The organism is Moorena sp. SIO1F2, from assembly GCF_010672755.1.
Classification (GTDB): domain Bacteria; phylum Cyanobacteriota; class Cyanobacteriia; order Cyanobacteriales; family Coleofasciculaceae; genus Moorena.
The window spans coordinates 1-4,988 of sequence record NZ_JAAHFV010000429.1 but is presented as its reverse complement, the minus strand read 5'-3'; the positions used below and the strand labels follow the sequence as shown (position 1 = coordinate 4,988).

The 4,988-nt window shown below is 46.6% G+C and carries 6 protein-coding genes; all 6 read right to left on the bottom strand.

Annotation, left to right across the window (positions count from 1 at the left end; all coding sequences use genetic code 11):
- Window positions 1-495: hypothetical protein (locus F6J94_RS30080; protein ID WP_293047023.1), on the bottom strand; the 495-nt coding region annotated here is incomplete at its 3' end.
- 180 nt (window positions 496-675) lie between these two features.
- Window positions 676-828, bottom strand: coding sequence for a hypothetical protein (locus F6J94_RS30075; protein ID WP_293047021.1), 153 nt, complete (start codon window positions 826-828; stop codon window positions 676-678).
- A 53-nt stretch (window positions 829-881) separates the two neighbouring features.
- Complete coding sequence (locus F6J94_RS30070) at window positions 882-2,558, bottom strand: ribulose bisphosphate carboxylase small subunit (protein ID WP_293047019.1); 1,677 nt, start codon at window positions 2,556-2,558, stop codon at window positions 882-884.
- A 306-nt stretch (window positions 2,559-2,864) separates the two neighbouring features.
- On the bottom strand, window positions 2,865-3,164 hold the full coding sequence (locus tag F6J94_RS30065) for a EutN/CcmL family microcompartment protein (protein ID WP_293047017.1): 300 nt from the start codon (window positions 3,162-3,164) through the stop codon (window positions 2,865-2,867).
- Window positions 3,165-3,331: 167 nt separating this feature from the next.
- The gene (locus tag F6J94_RS30060) at window positions 3,332-3,673 is read right to left on the bottom strand and encodes a carbon dioxide-concentrating mechanism protein CcmK (RefSeq protein WP_293018921.1); all 342 of its coding nucleotides are present in this window, start codon (window positions 3,671-3,673) and stop codon (window positions 3,332-3,334) included.
- A gap of 183 nt (window positions 3,674-3,856) precedes the next feature.
- Window positions 3,857-4,168: a carbon dioxide-concentrating mechanism protein CcmK gene (locus tag F6J94_RS30055; RefSeq protein WP_008185070.1), complete on the bottom strand. Its 312-nt coding sequence runs from the start codon at window positions 4,166-4,168 to the stop codon at window positions 3,857-3,859.
- Window positions 4,169-4,988: the final 820 nt, after the last annotated feature.

Sequence of the window (4,988 nt, the reverse complement as noted above, 5' to 3'; positions counted from 1 at the left end):
TGTATTAGTCTGTGTAGAATTAGTCTCTATAGAATTGCTTTGCGTTGTATCTGTTGTATCTGTAGCCACCGTATTACTAGTGGATGGCACTTTACCATTGACAGATTCCGTGGTAAAGCTGTTTTCAGGTACAGTTGATGACGACTCCTGAGGTTTCTGCTCCAAGCTATCAGGAGTTGGTTGAGACTCTTCCGGTAATGGACGCCCCTTATCTCCCAACACCGAGGCTGAGGGCACCACTTGTAAGGATTCTACAGAATGATTCCAAATTGTCGTCAGGGAGCCAATACTAGCATTAGCGCCAATTTTTCCCTTCCCCACGACCAGAACCCCAGCGCCTAAACTCGCTCCTGATTCCACCTCCAGAGTCCCTTTGTGAGCATGAATAATTGCTCCCATACCGATACAAACACCGGCTGCAATCGTTATTTTACTATCTCGATCCGCTCGCAAAATTACCCCTGCTGAAATAACAGCACTAGGATCAACGCTCACATTTCCTTCCACGTATATATGAGAATTATTACTCAATTGAAGTTTAGGCAAGTGCATAATTTTTGGCACAGTAGACTTCGCCGCAGTTTTGGGGGTAAAGGGTTTTGGGTAAAGGGTTTTGGGATTAAATTTGACTCTAGCACTATCATTTTTGAGGGCTTCTTTACCGTTGCAAGAAGTCTAATACCTATCAATAAGCTGGTCTTGATTTAAATTAAATGGTTCTCGCAGCAAGGGAGTAGGGGGATAGGGTTTGACGGTTTGTTTTCTAAGGGATGCAGTAGGGTATTGGGGCTTCCCCCCATCTACCAACACTTCCCACACTTCCCACACTTCCCGCGCCCCCGCCCCTATCTGTTCCCTGTTCCCTGTGCTATGCTTATAAATTAAGGCTTTTGAATCAGCGTCTCTAGAACACGCCGTTTAGCTTTCGGATCAATACCAATCAACCGTACATACTCACCCGAATGTTGAACCAAGCAGGTTTCTAGACCTTCAACCACGTCTGAAACCCGAGTAGAGTCAATGGGGGAGCAACTCTGCCAAGAACTGGTGCGGAATCGACGTTTATCCGCATGTTCAGTACCAATCCGATAACCTTGGGACAACAGGTTACGGATCTTCTCAACGATATCTTGACTCAAGGATGAACCAGAAACCTTGCTGCCATTGAATCCTGAGGATTGGGTTGAACGGGGAGTATAGCTATAACTACTACTAGGTTTAGCACCAGGGTTTACCGTGTCCCCAGGTTTTTGAATAATCTTTTCCATCACCCGGCGCTTGGCTTTCGGGTCAATCCCAATCAGTCGGACATACTCACCAGCGTGGTCTGCCAAACAAGCCCCTAGGTCTGCCAAAGCCTGTGATAGGTTATCGGAGCTTATGCCAGGAGCACTCTTCCAGGAACTAGTCCGGAAGCGACGCTCATCAGCATACTCAATACCAATCCGATACCCTTGGGACAACAGTTGACGAACTAGATCATCGACTGATGAGTCTAAGCCATTGCTAGAGAAACCCGCAGTAGGTTGAGGAGCAGAGCTGTAGGGGCTGTAGCTTCTTGAACCAGATCCAGTGGAACTTCCAGAAACAGGGCCACCCGGTTTTTGGATAATCTCTTCACACACCCGGCGTTTAGCTTTCGGGTCAATCCCAATTAGTCGGACATACTCACCAGCGTGGTCTGCCAGACAATCACCCAAGGATTGGAGCACTTCTGATTCACGATCGGAGTGTATTCCGGAAGCACTCTTCCAGGAACTAGTACGGAAGCGACGCTCATCAGCATATTCAGCACCAATTCGGTATCCTTGGCCTAACAGTTGACGAACTCGTTGTTGAAGCTCTGAACTTAATCCTGTATTTGAAGACATTGATCTGAAAGATTTATGGGAACTATCAGGGCTACTATGACCATTAGAGTCAGCATTTTCAGCAATTTCTTTGCGGATGGGCATCATGCAGGAATCATCCTCTGCACACTGATAACCCGCCCGCAATGCCTCATTGATTGCCACCACATGGTTAGCAAACGTTCTATCTTGCTCTTCTACATCCGGTAGTCGGTCAGCTTGCTGCTGATTAGTAATCACCGCTCCGGAAGGAACATATTTACCGGGAGGAATTTCGACATCCTGAACAAGGGCATGCATCATCACAATACAGCCCTCGCCAACTCTAGCATTAAACACCGTAGAGCGAAAGCCAATAAAGCAATCATCCCCAACATAAGCAGGACCATGAATCAGGCTCATGTGGGTAATCGATGCATTCTTGCCAATCCACACCGAGTAATCTTTCTGGTCATCCCCAACAACCCGACCTTCTTCAAGACCATGAATCACAACACCATCTTGAATATTGGTACCTTCACCGATGTAAAATGGTCCCCCTTCATCAGCTCGAATCGAGGTTCCCGAGGCAATCAATACATTTGGACCAATCTCTACATCTCCAATAATGTTGGAAAAAGAATGGACATAAGCTGTGTCATCAATTTTTGGTTCAGCCAGATCCCGTGACCAAGGTGTTGGGGGAGCTGCCTGGGTGCTAAATGCCATAGATGTTTTCCTCCTAATTTTTATTTGAGATACACTGTCATGAAATAGATTTTTGTCAAGCCCCACACTTGAGGATTGGGGTTAGTTATTTCTGCTGCTCCCACTCGGGAAATGTAATCATGCAGAAATTGCTGGATTGTTAATGGTTAACCTCTACCGTTATGGCTTATCGTTACAAATAACTGCTAGCTTGGAACGCTATTGGGGTCGAGTCAGAATCGAGCCATGGATAACCACGCATAAGCTACTATCCAAAGCTACTACCCAAAGTTATTACCCAAAGCTACTATTGTCCGAACCTACTCACTAATACTGGTCTTTTTTGCTGTAGAGCATGCTATTGTCCACACTGACCGTGTCAATAATCCCCACCACCATAGCGTCGATGGGACGCTTGTCACTCTCACCGACTTGCCGAGCCGCGCTGCCACGGCTGACTAGCACCCACTCATTTATACCAGCACCGACTATGTCAGCAGCTACCTCATACTTGGGGAGTGGTTCTCCTGCATCATTTAGGTATTGCAGGAAAAGGAATTTAACTCCTCTAAGACTAGGATCTTTATAAGTACTAACGACCGTGCCTCGGACTTTGGCAATTTGCATTGACCTAACTTATTACAGGACTTGGGGTGACAGGACTTGGGGGGAGATGGATTAGGGAGCAGTTATATGGCCAAGCCAAAACTAGTGGATCAAGCAATCTCTCCCCTCATGGTAAGCACATCCCCTACTTGACACCGGCATGTCTTGAATCTCAAATTGGCGGACGATTATGGACGGTTCATCGGACGGATGGCGTTAGTACTCTCCCGGAACTGTTCCACATCTTCGGTATAACGAATTGGTAGAACATACTCCAGGTTTTCGTGAGGTCGAGCAATAATATGGGTAGATAATACCTGACCTCCATTGACACGCTTAACGTTATCAATTCCAGCAGCTACCGAGGCTTGCACCTCAGACACATCTCCCCGCACAATCACGGTTACACGAGCGCTACCAATTTTTTCATAACCCACAAGGGTGACACGAGCCGCTTTCACCATAGCATCTGCGGCTTCTACAACCGCTGGAAAACCAAGGGTTTCCACCATTCCCACAGCAATTGACATGAATTTTACTCCTAGACGTTTATCAAGATTTTGATCAACCCACGCGCTGACCACACGTGGGATGGTTGTGACGGCATATAAGCGCTCTTTGCTAAACCTATAGTCACTGCATACCAACGAGTTCAGCACCCAAGCTTGTGCCAATTGCCTCTAGACTCTCTATGGTTTTTAGGAGCATCTTGGCTAGTAGCTACGGAACTGTTCCACAGCTTCGCTGTAACGAATTGGTAGGACATACTCTAAGTTTTCATGGGGACGAGCGATGATGTGGGTTGATACCACCTTACCTCCATTCACCCGGTTTGCTGATTCTATCCCAGCGGATACGGAAGCTTGCACCTCGGAGACATCTCCCCGCACAATCACGGTTACACGAGCGCTACCGATTTTTTCATAACCCACAAGGGTGACGCGAGCGGCTTTAACCATCGCATCAGCTGCTTCTACAACAGCTGGAAAGCCCTCAGTTTCAATCATTCCAACAGCAATTGGCATTTCGCTTTTCTCCTAGTGGATTAGTCAAATAAGAGTGATGAACGCTCCCTAACTAACCTTGCAGTGTAGTTAGGGCAGTGTAGTTAGGGTTTCTGTGGCATTGCAGATAACTGCAATGTTGCCGGGTAAATCGGCCTTTTCGATACACCGTCAGAACGTGAGCCGACCAACGTCATAGCAGGTAGCTAACTTAGCTAGCTAACTGAGTTAGCTAATTCACCTAGCTAACTCAGGTAGCTAACTGTATTGGTCGTGCTTCTGTACTTCCCTTGCTCCTCGCTTAATCCGCCTCATGGTTAGTTTGGGGGGGATTAAAGGGTGGAGGGGGGTGTGGGTTTGCCTAACCAAAAGTGATTGTTTCCCTGGCCTTTCGGCCACGCTACGCTAACACCCCGGCTGAAACAAAGATAGTAGACGGGGAATGCCCTCAACATCTTTGTTTAAAGGACAACCAAAACTAAGCATAGAGAACCTTGGCGTATTTGACAATATAAAATATGATAATACTTCTTAATGAGAGACCTTAACAAAACTTAACATTCCGAGGGGGTCAGCTAGATTAGTTAACGAAAATTCACCGTTTTGGAGAATGGTTGCTTTTGTTTTATAATTTTTTTATAACTTTTAGATAAGTAATCCTCACTAAGCGCCAGAATTTGAGTGCGGTCACCGAGTTCCTGGGTTACGGCACTGGGAACTGGGTCGCTCTAACCTGACTAAGGATAGATGGGTGGATAGATGGGTTGTCAAGCCTGATTTGAGCTTTAATCCCTTAGCTTGATCGGTTGTCAAGCCAGACTTGACCTTGAATAAGTTAGCA